This window comes from uncultured Azonexus sp. (genome assembly GCF_937982035.1).
Lineage (GTDB): Bacteria > Pseudomonadota > Gammaproteobacteria > Burkholderiales > Rhodocyclaceae > Azonexus.
Window position 1 is genome coordinate 293,211 of the sequence record NZ_CALJNI010000001.1, and the last position, 16,129, is coordinate 309,339.

The 16,129-nt window shown below is 59.6% G+C and carries 14 protein-coding genes; 12 read left to right on the forward strand and 2 right to left on the reverse strand.

What is annotated here, in order from left to right:
- Position 1 precedes the first annotated feature (1 nt).
- The 3 genes from Q0799_RS01390 to Q0799_RS01400 are packed head-to-tail and all read left to right on the forward strand — an operon-like array spanning position 2 to position 1,579.
- The gene (locus Q0799_RS01390) at positions 2–649 is read left to right on the forward strand and encodes a response regulator transcription factor (RefSeq protein ID WP_298393383.1); all 648 of its coding nucleotides are present in this window, start codon (positions 2–4) and stop codon (positions 647–649) included.
- 7 nt (positions 650–656) lie between these two features.
- Entirely contained in the window at positions 657–923 is a 267-nt protein-coding gene (locus tag Q0799_RS01395) for a biotin/lipoyl-containing protein (protein WP_298393385.1), read from the forward strand.
- A gap of 2 nt (positions 924–925) precedes the next feature.
- Positions 926–1,579, forward strand: a complete 654-nt coding sequence (locus tag Q0799_RS01400) for a carbonic anhydrase (protein ID WP_298393387.1) — start codon at positions 926–928, stop codon at positions 1,577–1,579.
- A 12-nt stretch (positions 1,580–1,591) separates the two neighbouring features.
- Here Q0799_RS01400 and Q0799_RS01405 read toward each other — a convergent pair whose 3' ends face one another.
- Positions 1,592–2,278: a hypothetical protein gene (locus tag Q0799_RS01405; protein ID WP_298393390.1), complete on the reverse strand. Its 687-nt coding sequence runs from the start codon at positions 2,276–2,278 to the stop codon at positions 1,592–1,594.
- Between the two features lie 110 nt (positions 2,279–2,388).
- On the opposite strand from Q0799_RS01405, the gene Q0799_RS01410 reads away from it, so the two are divergent.
- The 7 genes from Q0799_RS01410 (at position 2,389) to Q0799_RS01440 (ending at position 11,908) form a co-directional block, all read left to right on the forward strand.
- Positions 2,389–4,980: an ATP-binding protein gene (locus Q0799_RS01410; protein WP_298393392.1), complete on the forward strand. Its 2,592-nt coding sequence runs from the start codon at positions 2,389–2,391 to the stop codon at positions 4,978–4,980.
- Between the two features lie 25 nt (positions 4,981–5,005).
- Complete coding sequence (gene galE / locus Q0799_RS01415) at positions 5,006–6,010, forward strand: UDP-glucose 4-epimerase GalE (RefSeq protein WP_298393394.1); 1,005 nt, start codon at positions 5,006–5,008, stop codon at positions 6,008–6,010.
- A 233-nt stretch (positions 6,011–6,243) separates the two neighbouring features.
- Entirely contained in the window at positions 6,244–7,623 is a 1,380-nt protein-coding gene (locus Q0799_RS01420) for an outer membrane beta-barrel protein (RefSeq protein ID WP_298393395.1), read from the forward strand.
- Between the two features lie 115 nt (positions 7,624–7,738).
- Positions 7,739–8,248, forward strand: coding sequence for a polysaccharide biosynthesis/export family protein (locus Q0799_RS01425; RefSeq protein WP_298393398.1), 510 nt, complete (start codon positions 7,739–7,741; stop codon positions 8,246–8,248).
- Between the two features lie 33 nt (positions 8,249–8,281).
- A complete protein-coding gene (locus tag Q0799_RS01430) occupies positions 8,282–10,513 on the forward strand; it encodes a polysaccharide biosynthesis tyrosine autokinase (RefSeq protein ID WP_298393400.1) in 2,232 nt (743 codons plus the stop codon).
- Positions 10,514–10,541: 28 nt separating this feature from the next.
- Positions 10,542–11,267: a CpsB/CapC family capsule biosynthesis tyrosine phosphatase gene (locus Q0799_RS01435; protein ID WP_298393402.1), complete on the forward strand. Its 726-nt coding sequence runs from the start codon at positions 10,542–10,544 to the stop codon at positions 11,265–11,267.
- Positions 11,258–11,908, forward strand: coding sequence for a hypothetical protein (locus Q0799_RS01440; protein ID WP_298393404.1), 651 nt, complete (start codon positions 11,258–11,260; stop codon positions 11,906–11,908). The genes Q0799_RS01435 and Q0799_RS01440 overlap by 10 nt, the downstream gene beginning before the upstream one ends.
- An 8-nt stretch (positions 11,909–11,916) precedes the next feature.
- Here the strand turns inward: Q0799_RS01440 and Q0799_RS01445 are convergent, their stop codons facing one another.
- Positions 11,917–12,606 carry a transglutaminase-like cysteine peptidase gene (locus tag Q0799_RS01445; RefSeq protein ID WP_298393405.1) on the reverse strand — a complete coding sequence of 230 codons (690 nt, stop codon included), beginning with the start codon at positions 12,604–12,606 and terminating at the stop codon, positions 11,917–11,919.
- 165 nt (positions 12,607–12,771) lie between these two features.
- Between Q0799_RS01445 and Q0799_RS01450 the strand changes: the two genes are divergently transcribed.
- A complete protein-coding gene (locus Q0799_RS01450) occupies positions 12,772–14,037 on the forward strand; it encodes a lytic transglycosylase domain-containing protein (RefSeq protein ID WP_298393406.1) in 1,266 nt (421 codons plus the stop codon).
- Positions 14,037–16,112 (forward strand): EAL domain-containing protein, encoded by a 2,076-nt coding sequence (locus Q0799_RS01455; protein WP_298393407.1) that lies wholly within the window; start codon positions 14,037–14,039, stop codon positions 16,110–16,112. Before Q0799_RS01450 ends, Q0799_RS01455 begins: the two co-directional genes overlap by 1 nt.
- Positions 16,113–16,129: the final 17 nt, after the last annotated feature.

Here is a 16,129-nt window from a genome sequence, read left to right on the forward strand (position 1 = left end):
AGTGAATAAACTGTCCCTGCTGATCATCGACGATCACACCCTGTTTCGCAGCGGCATCATCGCGCTGCTGCGCCGTTACGAGGAATTCGTCCTGCTGGGTGAAACCGGCGACCCGATGGCCGGGGTGAAACTCGCCAAGAGCCTCGATCCCGATGTGATCCTGCTCGATCTCCACATGCCGGGCATTTCCGGGGTCGAGGTGCTGAAGATATTGGTGGCCGAAAAAATCCGGGCGCAGGTCCTGATGCTGACCGTTTCGGAGGATGGCGAAGACCTGATCGATGCCCTGTGTGCCGGGGCCCGGGGTTATTTGCTGAAGAACATCGACACCGAAGCCCTGGTTGCCGCCATCCGCCAGGCGGCGCATGGCGAAACCGTGGTCTGCCCGGAGATGTCGAGCAAACTCGTCGAAGGCGTCCGCAATCCCGGGCGCAAGGCGGCCAAGGGAGAGGACGAAAACCCGTTGTCGCCGCGCGAGCGGGAAATCCTTTCGCACATCGCCCGCGGCGATAGCAACAAGGAAATTGCCCAGTTGCTGAATCTGGCCGACAGCACGGTCAAGATCCACGTGCAGAACATTTTCAAGAAACTGAACATCACCAGTCGGGTGCAGGCGGCGGTGTACGCCATCGACCACGGTTTCCGCTGAGCCGGCGATGCGTCGAACGATCTACATGCCGCGCTATCCGGAGTGCTGGAGCAGCTGCGGCGCCTGCGCCAACGGGCGCGTGTTCATTCTCGAAATTCTGGTCAAACCGGGTGACCGGGTGGCGGTCGACGACGACGTTCTGGTCGTCGAAACCGGCAAGGTCGCGCTCGATATTCCTTCGCCCTACGCGGGGACGGTTGAGGAAATTTTCGTCACGCCAGGCGACGACCTGAGCGAGCGCATGCCGTTGCTGACCGTGCATACCGAGGAGTGAGCTTGGACGATCTGCTGCAATCACTGAACCGTTTCGAACGGCGTTTCTTTCCCCGCTATCGCGAGCATTTCCGCCTTCTGGTCAAGAATGGCCAGCATCCGCGCATGCTCTTCATCGGCTGCTCCGATTCGCGCGTGGTGCCGTATCTGCTGACCGGTGCAGGGCCGGGCGAACTGTTTGTGGTGCGCAATGTCGGCAACCTGGTGCCGATCTGGAGTGACGAGCATGTCGGTCATGGTACGGCTGCTGCCGTCGAGTACGCGGTGGCCGTGCTCGGTGTGCGCGACATTGTCGTCTGCGGCCACAGTCATTGCGGTGCCATCCGGGCACTCTACGACGATCACGACCTAGCCCTGCCCAATCTCAATGCCTGGCTCGACTTCGCCCGACCAGCCGTACTGCCGGTAAGCGTCAGCGAGGAAGCGTTACGGCGCACCGAACAACGCTCGGTGGTCCTGCAGCTTGAACGCTTGCTTGAATATCCCATGGTCCGCCAGGGCGTCGAAACCGGTCGCCTGTTCCTGCATGGCTGGCACTACCTGATCGAGGCTGGCAAGGTACTGGTGCTCGACGTCGAACGCGGCAGCTTCGTCGAGGCGGATGCCGTGATGGGTGTGCAGGCGCCGCCGGAGGGGGCGGTGTACCAGTTGCAGTAATCCGGGAGAATTTCAGCGGGCGGGTTGCTTGAGCAGGCGTTTGATTTCGCCATCGCAACTGTCGCCAATGCGGGCATATTCTTCTGGTGAGTCTATCTTGCGTTGGGCAAGCTTGACCTTGTCGAGCAGCCGGTGAATGTAGGGAAGCCAGCGTTCATCGAGTTCGCGCTGCAGGCGTTGCCCCGTTTCGCCGCGCTCGCCATGCCATGGTGGACCGCCTTCGAAGCGTCGCTTGAGCTGCTGGGTGATTTCTTCGTGTAGCGCCCGCGCATGCTGGCGGTAGGCTTCGACATGTTCGAGTTCGTGCCGGTATATTTCATCGTGTGCGCAGGTACCGGGAGGGAATTCGCGGCCTACATAGACGACGATCGGGCTGAAGCCGTAACTGAGCTTGATGTTGAAGCTGGCGCATTCGGTTTGTCTGCCATCGGCCTGAAGGATCTGTCCCTTGACCTCGAAGCGCGCGCTGGCCGTGCCCCGGGCCAGGCCCAATGTTTCGATGTCACGGCGGTTGTAGTCTTCGGTCAGGCCGCGGAGTTGCCGGTAGCTGTAACTGAAGTTCCGGCTTGCCGGGGTTTCCAGCAGGATGACCTCGACCTGGCTGGGCGGCAGATCGGCACAGCTCGCCGCCATTGCCAGCGGGGCGAGCGTGGTCAGCAGCAGTCCGGCGATGGTGCTGGCAAGCCGGCCAGTGTGCATGGGGGATCGTGAGCAGTTCGGCATGGCTTGATCATACCCGGCTGAAACCTGCATGAAAGTGCAATAATCTCGCTTCTTCGTCACTGACCGGGTCGATCCCGGTTTCCTGAATGTTCCTTTCGTCCTCGCCCGACGCGCGCTCGGGGGCTTTTCCAGTCGCATCCGGATTCCAGCGTTGGCTGGTGGTTGGCGTTTTGCTGCTCAATCTGGTGATGGTGACGGTCGGGGTGCAAAGCCTGCAGGCGAGCCAGACGCGGGTGCTGAAAGAGGTCCGGGGCAATGCTGCCAATCTTGCGGCTGTGCTTGAACTGGGGATGGCCGATTCGGTTCGGCGCATCGATCTGGGCCTGTTGAGCATCGTCGATGTCCTGGAATCGCAAGCCCTGGTCGGCGGTTTGTCCGATGAGGCGATCGAGCGGGTGCTGCAATTGCATCTGGCGCGCCATCCGGCCGTTGATGCCTTCCGCGTGAGTACGCGCGACGGTTTGCTGACCTGGGGCAAGGGGGTCGATCGACAAGCACCGGTGTCACTGGCTGACCGTCCTTTCTTTGCCGAGCACCAGGCGCAACCCGGGGCCCGCTTGATCGTTGCCGAGCCGGTGATGGGGCGCATCTCCAAAATCTGGGTGGTGGCATTCACGCGTTCGTATCGCGATGAGCGCGGGGCATTTGCCGGGGTAGTGACCGCGGCTGTGACCCTGGACCACTTTACCCGCCTGCTGACGCCGTTGAGTCTGGGGCCTCATGGCGTTGCAGAAGTGCGTCATCGCAGCAAGGCCTTGCTGACGCGTTATCCGGCGCTGGACGGCGCTGCCGGCATGCCGGGGTCGCTCGGCACGTCGCAGGAATTGCAGAGTTTGCTCGATACCGAGGCCGAAAGCGGTTTTTTCCAGACTCAGGATGAAGATGGCGTGGTTCGCATCCAGGCCTTCCGGCAGATACGGGATACTCCTTTCATGCTGACGGTGGCGATGGCTCCGGGAGATTTCCTTGATGACTGGCAGCGTGAGCGGCGACATACCGTGGTGTTGCTGCTTGTGTTTTTTATCGCGACGGTCTTCGCTGCCTGGATGTTGCGTCGTTACTGGTGGCAAATCCGCAACCAGGGCCTGTTCATGCAGACTTTGGTCGAAAGCCTGCCCGTACCCTTCTTTTACAAGGATAACGAAGGGCGTTATCTGGGGTGCAATGAGGCTTTTGAGCGCCTGCTGGGCAAGTCGCGCCAGGAAATCATCGGCAAGTCGGTGTTCGACATGGCGCCGCCCGAGATTGCCCAGCGCTATCACGACATGGATGCGGAGCTGTTCGAGCGTCCCGGCACCCAGACTTACGACTGGGTGATTCAGCGCCCGGAAGGCTTGCGCCACGTGATCTTCCACAAGGCCACCTTTCTGCATGCGGATGGCAGCATCGCCGGTTTGCTTGGCGGAATTACCGATGTCACCGAACTGAAACAGGCGCAGCAGGAATTGCAGTTGCATCGCGACAACCTCGAAGCGCTGGTGGCTGAGCGGACGGAGCAGTTGAAGGAGGCGAAGGAGGCCGCCGAGGCTGCGAGTCGGGCGAAAAGTGCTTTCCTGGCGAACATGAGCCATGAACTGCGGACGCCGATGAACGGCATCATGGGCATGATCGACCTGGTCTGGCGGCGCATGAGCGATCCGCTCGGACGTTCGCAACTGGCCAAGGCCAAGCAGTCGTCACAGCATTTGCTGGCCTTGATCAACGATATCCTGGATATCTCCAAGATCGAGGCGCAGCGGATGGTTCTGGAACTGACGCCGTTCCGTCTGCAGGATGTGCTCGACAACATGGCGAGCGTGCTGGCGCATCGCGCCGAGGAAAAAGCCCTGCAACTCACCGTGGCGCCTTTGCCCGAAGCAAGCCGAAATTTCCTGCTGGGCGACCCGTTGCGCCTGGGGCAGGTGCTGATCAATCTGGTCGGCAACGCGATCAAATTCACCAATCATGGCTCGGTAGCGGTCAATTTCCGGATACTGCGGGAGACTGCGACAGATGTCCTGCTCCGTGTCGAGGTGATCGACAGCGGTATCGGTATTGCTACCGAAGACATCGGGCGCTTGTTCAACTCCTTTGAACAGGCCGATAGTTCGACAACCCGGCGTTATGGCGGGACCGGTCTGGGCCTGGCGATCAGCCGGCGCCTGGTCGAGTTGATGGGTGGGTGCATTGGTGTCGAAAGCCGGCTGGGGCAGGGGAGCAGGTTCTGGTTCGAGGTGTCGCTGCAGAAGTTTCAGGCGACGACGGGCGACAGCACCGTCGAACTGCCGCATGAACTGCCAGAGCTGCGGTTGCGTCGGGAGTTTGCCGGTTGTCGGGTGTTGCTGGTCGAGGATGAGCCGATCAATAGCGAGGTGTCGTGCTGCCTGCTCGAGGAGGTCGGATTGCTGGTCGATCTGGCGGTTGACGGCCTGCAGGCGGTGGAAATGGCGCGACGCCATCCCTACGCGGCCATCTTGATGGACATGCAGATGCCGAATCTCAACGGCGCCGATGCGACACGGGCCATTCGCGCCGATTCGCTCAACCGGCATACGCCGATTCTGGCAATGACGGCCAATGCCTATGAAGAAGATCGTCAAGCCTGTTTTGAGGCCGGCATGAATGAACATTTATCCAAACCGGTTTATCCTGAGCAGCTTTTCGAGCGCTTGTTGAAATGGCTGGGAAAGTCGGTGTAAACCCCCTGGTTGTGAGGAAACGTCAATGATTTTGGTAACAGGTGGAACGGGCTATATCGGCTCGCATACGGTGGTCGAACTGCAGTCCCGCGGCGAATCTGTCGTGATTCTCGACAATCTGAGCAACAGCAGTCTGCGGGTACTCGACCGGATCGAGCAGATCACCGGTTGCCGGCCGGCATTCGTCGAGGCCGACATTCGCGACCGGGCGGCACTGGATCGCGTATTCGCCGAGAACAAGATCGAGGCGGTGGTGCATTTTGCCGGTCTCAAGGCAGTTGGCGAGTCGGTTGCGCTGCCGCTGCATTATTACGAAAACAACGTGGCGGGGACGCTGAACCTGTTGCTGGCGATGCGTGCCGCCAAAGTTCACCGGCTGGTATTCAGTTCCTCGGCGACGGTCTATGGTGATCCGCACGCAGTTCCAATCCGCGAGGATTTTCCTTTGCAGGCAACCAATCCCTATGGGCGGACCAAACTGGTCATCGAAGAGATGCTGCGCGACCTGCTGGTTGCTGAGCCGTCGTGGCGGATTGCCATCCTGCGCTATTTCAACCCGGTGGGGGCGCATGCCAGCGGTTTGATCGGCGAGAGCCCCAACGGCATTCCCAACAACCTGATGCCTTTTGTCGCACAGGTGGCGGTCGGTCAGCGCCAGGAACTTTCCGTTTTTGGCAGCGATTATCCGACGCCGGACGGGACCGGGGTGCGTGACTACATTCACGTCGTCGATCTGGCTCTGGGTCACCTTGCGGCGCTGGACGCCCTGTCCCGCAAGGCGGGCGAACTGACGGTCAACCTCGGTACTGGCCGCGGCTACAGCGTGCTCGAGATGGTTCGTGCCTTTGAAAAGGCCAGCGGCCGCGCCGTGCCATATCGCCTGGTCGACCGTCGGCCGGGGGATGTGGCCAGTTGTTACGCCGATCCGGCCCTGGCCATTTCCCAGCTTGGCTGGCGAGCCAGCCGCGGGATCGACGAGATGTGTGCCGATACCTGGCGCTGGCAGTCGGCAAATCCACAGGGGCTGTAAAGGCTTGAGCGTTGACCTGTTGCACTTCCGTCAAAATAAATATAACAAAAATAATATTGCTTAATGAATTTCATCCGTTTGTGTGAGTTTGGTTTTTAAAACACTGATTTTTGGTGTTTTTGCAGTGCACCATCGTGTGGACTCGCTTATGTCGCCGGGTTATGATCACGCCCGGTGTGCCATGTTCATGACATGGTTGAATGGAATATAAGTGGAGGTGTATCTTGCATGCGATGGAAACGCGTTCTGCAATCGGGTTGATCCTCATGCTGGGAATCCTGGGAAATGCCGCGGCGACCGAGACGGCCCCAACCCCTGCGGCGCCAGCCAGCGAGGTGGCTGTTCCCTCGTTGAACCTGCCGGCGACACGTGCCCCGGTCATTGGTGGAGACGTCTCCACCGGTGCCGCCCAACGTTCGGCGAGTGCCGGTTATGAACTGTCCGGTGCCGGCATCGGCAGCGCCAGTACGCCGGAGCAGGGCGCCATCCTGACCAACGCCGGCAGAGGGAAACCGATCCGTTTCCAGAATGGCATCTTCGTCTATCCCGCGGCCAGTCTCGCTGTCGGTCACAATGACAACGTCGGCGGTACCGATACCAATGAAACCTCTTCCAAGATCGTGATCCTGCGGCCGGAAGTGGTGGCTGAAATGAAGCGCAGCGGTGACCGTTATACGCTGAGCTATGCCGGCAACTTTGGCCGTTATACCAGTTCGACCGACGACAATTTCCGCCATCACGACATCTGGCTGGCCGGTGACAATTACTTCACCACGCGTGCCCGTCTCGGCTGGGGGGTTGGCTATCAGTGGCGTTCCGATGCCCGCGGTTCGACGGATCGTGTCAATACCAGCGATTCGCCGGATGAGTGGCGTGCTCCGGTGGCTCGCCTGATTGCCATTTATGGTGCAACGGGGGCCCGCGGACGTCTTGAGCTGGAATCCTCCTGGATGCAGAAACGCTACACCAACAACCGGATCAACACGCGGACATCCGATGTGGATATGCACATGGTTGCCGGTCGTTTCTTTTTCAGGGTGATGCCGAAGACCTCGATGCTGTTCGAAGCGCGGAATACCTGGAGCGATTACATTTCTCCGGCATCCACCAGTGACAACAGCTACCGCAAGTTGCTGGTCGGCGCGACCTGGGACATGACTGCCAAGACCACCGGGGTCCTCAAGCTCGGCCGCGCCTCCAAGGATTACGATGCGAAAAACCGGCGCGACCCTTCGGGCGGAACGTGGGAGGCGGGTATCTCCTGGGCGCCCCTGACCTATTCAGTGGTTAATCTGCAGACGGCTCAGGACATCGCTGATTCGAGCAGCGGCGCTAACAACTACTACATCGACAACCGCAGTTATACGGTCAGTTGGGACCACAAGTGGGCAAGCTATGTGACCTCCAACGTCAATGCAGGTGTGGTTCGCTCCGAGTACAACGGAATCATCCGTGACGATACGACCAAGAACTATGGCGTCGGGTTCTACCGCGAGCTTGGCTATAACTTCCGGGCAGGGATCAACTGGAACCGGACCAAGCGTGATTCCAACGTGAATGGTCTCGATTTCAAGCGTGATGTATTCATGCTGACACTCGAAGCTGTCCTGTAACCGAAGGGGAGATGTGCCGGTGATGTTGTTTCGTTGGTTGATTGCACTTGTTTTTTCTCTCGGCGCGGCTCAGGCGTGCGCCCAGACCAACGCGCAGAGCGAATCGGTCCCATCCTTGACTTCCGAAGCGCCGCTGGCCGTTCAGGCGGCGATTACCGGTCTGTCCAACTATCGCCTTTCTTCCGGCGATATTTTGACCGTGCGGGTACTGGGTGAAGAGGATTTGAGCAAGGAAAAGGTCCGCCTGACCGATGCGGGTACGGTTTCTCTGCCGGCCATCGGCGAGGTGCGTGCGTTCGGCTTGACCATGGGTGAACTCGAGCGTGCCGTCGAGGATGCGCTACGCGGTCGTTACCTCGTCAATCCGAAGGTGTCGGTCAGTATCGACGAGTACCGGCCTTTCTACATCAACGGCATGGTCGAGAAGCCGGGCGGTTATCCGTACCAGCCGGGTTTGACCGTGCGCAAGGCGGCATCGCTGGCCGGTGGCTTCCGCGAACGTGCTTCCCTGAGCAAGATCTACATCATCCGCGAGCGTGACGTCACTCAGCGCTCCCAGCGGGGCGACCTGAACACCCTGGTGTTCCCCGGCGACATCGTCACGGTTGACGAGAGCTTTTTCTAAATTCCCACATCAGTTTTGACGCAAGTGAGCGCCATGCCTCAATCTCCAGCAGCGGATTCCGAAAACCACAAACCCCTTTTCCTCCATGATCCCGAGGATCGGGAAGAAAAACTGGAGTTGCTCGAATACTGGCGCAGCATTCTCAAGCGCAAGAAGGAGATCATCGGTTTCGGGCTGGTTGTGGCCCTGGTTGCCGTCGTGATTGTCCTGGTCATGACCCCGGTATACCGCTCAACGGCAACCGTCCTGATCGAGGCGAACAAGTCCAAATTGCTGTCGATCGAAGATGTTTATTCCGGAATTTCGCAGAACCGCGAGCACTTTCAGACTCAGGTGGAAATCATCAAGTCGCGCGAAGTGGCCATCCGGACGATCGAGAAACTCAAATTGTGGGAGCACGAGGAATTCGATCCTCGTCCGAAAGAGGGAACATTGCGGGCTGCCATCGGGTTCAGCGCCGAACCGAAGGAATGGACCGATAAATTGCTCGCCGAGGCAGTTTACGAAAACTTTTCCAGGAAACTGATCGTCGAGCCTATCCGGCTGAGTCAATTGGCCAAGGTCAGTTTCGAATCCAGCGATGCCGCTCTGGCTTCGCAGGTCGCCAATACGGCGGCAGAAGTATACATCCAGACCGATCTGGAGGCCCGCTTCAAGCTGACGCGCCAGGCCAGCGGCTGGCTGCAGGATCAGTTGAGCGATTTGCGCATGAAACTCAACGAATCTGAAAAGGCGTTGCAGGAATTTCGCGAGCGCGAGGGCATCGTCGACCTAAAGAGCGTGACCCAGAGCGGTGCCGGGCGTCAGATCGAAGAGGTCATGGGGCGTCTGGTTGAGGCGCGGATGAAGCGTGCTGAAGCGGAAGGGGCGTATCAACAAATCCGTTCGGCGCCGAAGGGCAGCGATCTGAGTACCTTGCCGGCCGTATTGCGCAATCCGATCGTGGCCGACGCCAAGCGAGCCGAGGGTATTGCGGAGCGTCAGCTTTCGGAAGTCAGCCAGCGTTACGGCAAGGAGCACCCGCGTTATGTCCAGGCAGAAAGCGAACTGGCGTCGGCGCGGGATAACCTGCGTCGTCAGGTGGAGTCCATCGTTGCCAGCGTGATTCGTGAGTACGAAGTGGCGCGCGGTACGGAAAGTACCCTGGAAGGGGTTCTGAGTTCGGCCAAGGGATCGGTCCAGGTGTTGAATCGCAAGGAAGGCGAATTGAGCATCTATGAGCGCGAGGTTGAAGCCAATCGCCAAATGTACGACATGTTCATCAAGCGGACCAAGGAAACCAACGTCGCCGGTGACCTGCAAACACCGATTGCCCGCGTTGTCGACCCGGCAGTCATTGCCGACAAGCCGATCAAGCCGAAAAAGGCGCAGATTGTTGTCATTGCGTTCGCTCTCGGAATATTCCTGGGTGTGCTCGCCGCGTTGTTGCGCGACCGTCTCGACAACACTCTTAAGACTACGGAAGATGTCGAGGTGCGTCTGAAACAGCCGATTCTGACCACGCTGCCTCTGCTCAGTAAGGAAGAAGTAGTACGAACAAAGACAGCACGAATTTTCCTCGATCAGCCGCAGTCGATTTATGCCGAAGCGATCCGGACAGCACGTACCGGCGTGCTGCTGTCAGGTATCGATTTGCCGCGACGCACGCTACTTGTGACCTCCAGCCTACAGGGCGAAGGCAAGACCACTTTTTCGATCAACTTGGCGATGGCGCACGCACACACCAAAAAAACCCTGCTGATCGACGCCGACATGCGCCGCCCGGCGGTTTCCAAGGGGCTGGAAATTCCCGTCGGGGCCAAGGGACTGTCGAATTTCGTGGCCGGTTCGGCGACCTTGCAGGAGTGCCTGTTGCCCGTCGAAGGCTCGAGCCTGATGTTGATGCCGTCCGGCAGCATCCCGCCGAACCCGCTTGAGTTGCTTCTGTCGCAGCGCTTCAAGGAAACGCTTGAGCATCTGGGCAAGCACTTCGAGGTCATCATCATCGATTCGCCGCCGGTTGAACTGGTCTCGGATGCGCTGGTGATCGCCGCACTGACCAATGGAACGATCTATGTGAGCAAGGCCGAGTCCACGCCTTACCAGGTCGCGCGCAAGGGTATCCAGCGGATTCGTCGCGCCGATGGCCAGATTCTCGGCGTGGTACTCAACCAGTTCGACATGGCCAAGGCCGGCAAGTACTACGGCGATTACAGCGGTTACGGCTACCAGGGGTATCAAGGCGGTTACGGCGTGACCTATGGCGAAGAAAGCGGCAAGGCCTGATACGGTCTGTTTTCAGGCAGTCTCCGGCATGATCGATCTGCATTCGCACCTGCTTCCCGGTGTGGATGACGGTGCGCAGACATTGGAAGACAGCCTGGCGCTGGCCCGGATGGCGGTCGAGGACGGTATCCGTGTTTCCGTGCTGACACCCCATGTGCATCCTGGTCGTTACGGCAATGTCCGGAGTGAGTTACTGCCGCGATTGCTGTCCTTTCAGGAGGCGCTGGCGGCAGCCGGAATACCCTTGCAGCTGAGGTTGGGGGGCGAGGTCCGTTTGGGGATCGAATCGCTTGAGTTGCTGCTGGAGGGCGAAATTCCATTTCTGGGCGAAGTCGACGGCTATCGTGTGATGCTGCTTGAATTTCCCCATCAGACCATCCCGGTCGGTAGCCAGCAGTTCATCGAGAAGCTCGGGCAATTGAAAGTTCGTCCATTGCTGGCGCATCCAGAGCGTAACAAGGCGATCATGGCCCAGCCAGATCGCCTGGTTGGCTTGCTGGAGGCCGGATGCTGGCTGCAATTGACCGCGGGGTCGATTGCCGGGCGTTTTGGCGAGGTCTCGCAGCAGGTGGCGGGGCTCATTCTCAAGAATGGCTGGGCACATGTGATCGCCACCGACGCGCACAATCTTCAGCATCGTCCGCCGCGCTTGCGCGAAGGCTTCCTCGCTGCCGCAAATATTGTCGGCGAGTCCGCTGCCTGGCAGATGGTCAGTCAGCGACCGGCGGAAATTCTGGGCCTGCCATGCAACTGACGGCAAAACCCACCGGTTTTGTGGCACTGCTCGCACTGCTGATGCTGTTCGGCAGTATTTCGGCGTACACCGCACTCAGGCATGCCTCAGGCGATCTGGCCAGTCTCAAGGCGCGTTCGCAAATCGAACGCTGGCAGCGTGATGCTCGCCGGCAGCCGCAGATTCGCGAGATCGGCCAGGCCCGCAACGCCCTGGTCAAGGCGATTGAGCGCACCCCGGGTGATCCTGGCCTGCATGAAAACCTGGCTTATCTATATGGTTTGCGCGCATCGATGGCGAGCCGCCTGCCTGAACTGGAGCGGGCCATGCTCGACGAGGTGCTGGCGCACTATCGCCTGGCAAGTGTGCGTCGGCCGATGGCACCGTATGCGTGGGCCAATATTGCTCTGGTTTTGCACAAAAAGGGCGAGGATCCGGCTGCCATGTGGGGGGCGCTTGATCGGGCATTGGTTTATGGTCGCCGCGAAGGCGGTGTACAAATCCGGATTGCCGGCATCATTCTGGCTCGTTGGAACGAGGCGGGCATTGAACGCCAGGCCGAGTTGCGCAACATGCTGCTCAACAGCCGCGGACGCGCTGCCAAAGAATTGCGCCAGTTGCTTGATTCGGCCGGTCGTCAGGATTTGCTGGCGCAAGGCTAAGCGGCGATTCACATCGCCTTTTCCTTGGCCAGTTTTTCCAGTAGTTCGCGCCACAGGCGGACATTCGAGGCGCCGCCCTTGCGCGAATTGCCCGATGCCAGCCACAGATCGTCGTCATTGAAACTATACACAGGTTCTAGATCCGGGCGTTGCGACGCGGGGCGAAGCTCGGGCACTAGGTTGTCCATGATCAGAGGTTCGGCATCCGGGGTTGGGTAATAGGCCAGCACCATGTGCGCTTCGTCCAGAGTCTTGGCGCGGACGTAAGTGATGCGTAAACGCTCGATCGGGATGCCGAGTTCCTTCAGCGACAGGTATTTGGCTATCGAATAGTCCTCGCAGTCGCCGCCGTAGGATGAAAGCATTTCGACCGGCGTGGCCCAGTAGTCGTCTTGTCGCCAGTGCTGCATGTCCCGGTAATAAGGCACCTGGTTGAAAAAGCTGTTGATCTTGCGCAGGGTCAGCGATTCCGCCCTGGCATCGTGCTGGATTGCGCCTGGGGCATCGGTATGGCGCATGTCGTTGACCAGTCGCTGCCAGATCATCAGGCGTTTGGGGGCATCCGGTGAAAAGCGCTGGGCAACGTGGCGCAGCAGGCCCTCGGAGAATGCAACGAGACTCGCAGTCACCGGTACGGCGATGGCGATCAGTAAAGCAGCGGTGGCGATGTATTTGCGTCTGGCGCTTGCTGTCGGCATCTACGCATATGGTCTTGGGACAACGGCATTGTACAGGTAGAGCAAGCCTGAAGCGTGCTATGACCTTGGTTGTATTTGTTAATTTTTCATTCAAGGGTAAAGTCGGCGGGTTTTCCTTATGACGATTTCAAATTGAATTATCTCGTCCGGACCACTCTCCCGTTGTTGGTTTCGCTCGTCCTTGGCGGGTGTGCGTCGGTATTCGATGCGCCCTACGTGGAGGTCGAGGAAACGCCGGTGGCACTCAGTGTTCCCGACGTGGAGATCGAGCCGGAAGCGGCGATCAGCGAAGCGATGGCCGACGCCAGAACATACCCGGATATCTGGGCGCGTATCCGCGAGGGTTTCAAACTTCACGGCATCGACGGCGATGCCGAAGTTAAGGCGGTTGCCAAGCGCTTTGGTGCCAGCGGCATCATCCAGCGTATTGCCGAGCGAGCGGGGGGATTGTTGTACCACGTGGTCGATGCGGTCGAGGCGCGCGGCCCGCCGATGGAACTGGCACTGGTTCCGTTTGTCGAGTCCGGCTACTCGCTGCAGGCGGCATCGCATGCGGAGGCGCATGGTGCCTGGCAGTTCATCGAGAGCACGGCAAAGAACTACGAGATCGGTATCGACCGTTTCCGCGATGATCGCCGTAACCTGGTGGTTTCGACGCGCGCCGCCCTGGATTACCTGCAGGCATTGCACGGCATGTTCGATGACTGGCAGTTGGCGATGGCGGCCTACAATTGCGGTGAGCGCAGGGTGCAGAACGAAATCGAGCGGGCCAGGCGGCGTGGCGTCGAGAAACCGGGATTCAAGGACATCGCGGCTGCCTTGCCGCAGGAAACCCGGGAGTACGTGCCGCGTATCCTGGCGGTACGGCGACTTCTGCTCGAACCGGATGAATATGGCGTGAAGCTGCCGGTGATTGCGAACGCCCCACAATATACCGTGGTGGAAATTCACCGGGATATCGATGTACTCCTGCTGGCCAGGCTGGCAGGCCTTTCCCGGGAAGAGTTGCTGCGGCTCAATCCCTCGCTGAAGGCGCCGGTGGTCATCGGGCGACATAACGTCAATCTGCTGCTGCCTCCTCAGGCGGCACTGAAGCTCGTGGACAACATGGCGACCTATGTTGGACCGTGGGTTACCTGGCGGATGCTGCGGATCACCCGGGCGGCCACGCCGCAGGAAATTGCCGAGCGTAACAAGTTGCCGCTGAATACTGTCCTGCAGGCAAATCCGCTACCCGATGGGCATTACTACGAGGTGGGTTCGACCTTGCTGTTGCCCGCCGGGCGCCAAGGGCGGATTGACTCGGCGTTGGCCCAGCGTGCCGTGTTGCTGACCCGGGCTTCTTCGGAATGCATGGTCCTGCAGTCCTGTGCCGGTGATGCGGGGCGGGTGGTACCGTCAGCTACCGTCAACGGCTTGCCGCGTCGCTGATGGGTTTCCGGAGCAATTCCAGCCTGCTCTCTCAGGCTCGCATCCTGGTGGTGGAGAGTGATCCAGGCTTGCGTGCCGATCTGGTTCGCATGCTGTCACCTTCGGTGCGCGAGGTGGTGCAGGCGACAGACGGCGATGCCGGACTGAATTGCTGGAGCAGGATCAGCCCCGACGTCGTGATCGCCGGGCAGTCGATATCCGGTATCGATGCCCTGGAAATGAGCGGGAAAATCCGGGCGCTGGATTCCGATGCCTTGATCATGTTGATTTCGACGGCTGCGGATAACGATTTTCTGCATCGAGTGATTGATCTGGGGATTGATGCCCATCTCCTGCTGCCGCTTGATCATGCGCTGATGCTGGATATGCTCGCCCGCTGCCTGCGGGATCGTCAGCGCGTACTCGACTTGAAGATGGCCAGCATGGTCTTTGAAGTTGTCAATGAGGGCATCCTGATTACCGATGATCAAGCCAGGATCCTTGCGGTCAACCCGGCGTTTTCCCTGCTCACGGGGTATCGTCCGGACGAAGTGGTCGGGCAGCGTACGTCAATGCTTTCCTCCGGTTTGCATCCCCCGGAGTTTTATCGAACGATGTGGGAGAACCTGCTGACCCACGGGCGATGGTCGGGGGAAATCACCAACCGGCGCAAGGATGGTGTACTTTACGATCAATGGCTGTCGATTGCAGCGGTCGACGGAGAAATCGGCATGCCGAGGCGCTTTGTCGGGCTGGTGTCCGACATCACCGAGCGTAAGCGCGAGGAGGAGCGGATGCGTCGCCTGGCGCATTTCGACAGCCTGACCGGCCTGCCAAACCGCGTCCTGTTCCTTGATCGTCTGCAGCGTTCGATTGCCCGGGCTCGCCGGTATCGCCACAAACTGGCACTGCTCTACCTCGATCTGGATCACTTCAAGCTCATCAATGATAGCTGGGGCCATGCCGCCGGCGACGAGGTGCTCAGGGTGTCGGCATCGCGCATGGTCCAGGCGTTGCGCATGAGCGATACCGTCAGTCGGCGTGGCGGCGACGAGTTTGTGCTGATCCTGGAGCAGGGGGATACACCGGAATGCATGGACAGCATCTGCCAGAAACTGCTTAACGAGATATCGAGAGAGATTCCCTACGGCAATGCCCTCCTGCGCATCGATGCGAGTATCGGTGTCGCGATCTATCCCGACGATGCCGAGGAAGCGGACGAACTGCTTGCTGCAGCCGATGTTGCGTTGTACGAAGCCAAGGCTGCGGGCAAGGGGTGTTTCCGGTTTTTTCATCCTTGGGAAATGCCCCGTTCCCATGGGCGCCGTGACATGGAGCACGCCTTGCGCGAGGGGCTCACGGATTGGCGTTACACTTTGCGCTACCTGCCCGAGGTTTGCCTGAAAACAGGCCGGGCCGAGTATGTCGAAGCCTTGTTGCGCTTCCAGCACCCAGAATTCGGCCTGCTCGATGCCGGGCGTTTTCTCGAAATTGCCGAAGAAATCGGCATCATGCCGGAACTCGGGCGCAAGGCGCTGGCTCAGGCCGCCGGAGAACTCAATGACATGGGTGGGGATCTGGGCTTGGTCATCGATCTCTCAGCCAAACAGCTGTCAGCCCCGGATGCGGTAAATCACCTGCTGGAAACGCTGGCATCGGCTGGGGTTCCAACCCGGCGGCTGACCTTCGAGTGCTCCGAGGCTGCGCTTACCGGCAACGAGCGTGCTGTCAGGACTTTGCTTGGTCTGGCGGAATCGGGCTGCAAGTTCTCGCTCGACGATTTTGGTGCCGGCTATTGCTCCTTCAGCCTGCTCAGTCAGTTGCCGATGAGCTCGATCAAGATCGATCGCTCCTTTACCAGCGAGATTACCGTCAATCCGCAAATGCGGGAATTGGTGGCGGCGCTGGTGGCATTTGCCCAGCGTCTTGGTGTCAGGGCGGTTGCCGAAGGTGTGGAGACGCCGGAGCAACTCGAGGTGCTGCGCCGGATTGGTTGTGATGCCGTGCAGGGGTATGTGTTTGGCAAGCCGCTCAGTTTCAATGAATGGCGGGCGAGTTCGCTGGTGCACAAAGGGATTCTGGGGGCTGTCGGCTGATGCTTCCGCATCGCTGA